A 1,314-nucleotide genomic window follows, 5' to 3' on the forward strand; every position below is an offset into this window, starting at 1 on the left:
GGCCGAAGCCATCCGCCTGTTGATGCTAGCCCCAGACTTGCGGCAGCGTTTGGTTACCAAGGGGAACGCCAGGGCGAGCAGTTATTCCTGGCGGTGGATAGCGTGGAAATACCTCGAACTCATGATTCAGGTCGACGCCGATTTCGGGGAGTTCGGCGATTGACCGGCGGCCAGTCTTCGGATTGACCTCCAGGAGAGCACGATGGACGAGAACGACTTGCGAGCATTGGTGGCAGCCGCTCATCGCGCGCGCCGGCCTCGCCGGGTAACCACCGATCCTGGCCGCAGACCGAAACCCGTGCCGACCATTTCGATCTGCATCCCGACTTACAACCGCTCGTCCATGCTGGCGGAATTGTTAGACAGCATCATCGCCCAAGCTTTGGAGGACGAGATCGAGGTCGTGGTCAGCGATGATGCTTCACCGGACAATACGGTCGCCGTGGCCGAAGGCTATAAGGGTCGCATCAAGCACTACACCTTGCTTTCCCAGCCGAAGAACTTGGGAGTGGACGGCAATTTCCTGGCGGTCGTGGAGGCGGCGAAGGGCGATTACATCTGGCTGATGGGCGACGACGACCATCTGGAACCGGGCGGGCTAGCACGGGTGCTGGAAGCGATCCGGCGTTGGCCCGGCGTAACCGGTCTAACGCTAGGCGTGATCGACTATGACGTGACGATGACGCGCCGGACCGGCATCCGTCGGATCCCGCCTACACAACTGATCGCCGATGCCGGTACGCTGTTCGCGACGATGGGTGATCTGCTGGGCTTCATGTCCGCCCTGGTGATAGACCGTGCCAAATGGAATGAGATCGCATCCGAGCCTAATGTCTCGGAATTCAAGAATTACTACGTCCAAGTTTATATCATCGGCCGTGTTGTCGAACGGTTTGGAAAATGGGGCGTGGTCCAAGAACCTTGTGTCGGCTATCGGTCGGGCAACGACCAGTTCAATATCAAGTTCGGATGGCTGGATCGCCTGAAGATCGACGTTGCCGCCTATGATCAGATTGCTTTCGCGTTGTTCGCGGACACACCCGCTGTGTGCGAAGCGTTTCGCCGCCGGATATTTGATACGCACGTGATGGCGCGGTTGAACAACGCTAAAACTGCGGGGGGACGGACCATCGCGGTGAGCGCAGCGATCAGGTACCTGTACGGCCGTTACCATGGAATGCCGCACTATTGGACCCGCGCAGTGCCGACGCTCCTTGCGCCGCAATGGATCCTGCGGAACGCACGGTCCGCCTACAAGCGGCTGTCGCCCAACTCGGGCGCGTTCCGAGCGCGTGAACTGTCCAACTGATAGAT

At 59.5% G+C, this 1,314-nt stretch carries 1 protein-coding gene; it reads left to right on the forward strand.

Annotation, left to right across the window (positions count from 1 at the left end; translation table 11 throughout):
- The first annotated feature begins 202 nt into the window (after window positions 1-202).
- Complete coding sequence (locus tag EN925_RS36225) at window positions 203-1,309, forward strand: glycosyltransferase family 2 protein (RefSeq protein ID WP_206633144.1); 1,107 nt, start codon at window positions 203-205, stop codon at window positions 1,307-1,309.
- Window positions 1,310-1,314: the final 5 nt, after the last annotated feature.

The sequence above is a fragment of the Mesorhizobium sp. M7A.F.Ca.US.006.04.2.1 genome (assembly GCF_004022915.1).
In the GTDB taxonomy this organism is placed as follows: Bacteria; Pseudomonadota; Alphaproteobacteria; order Rhizobiales; family Rhizobiaceae; genus Mesorhizobium; species Mesorhizobium ciceri.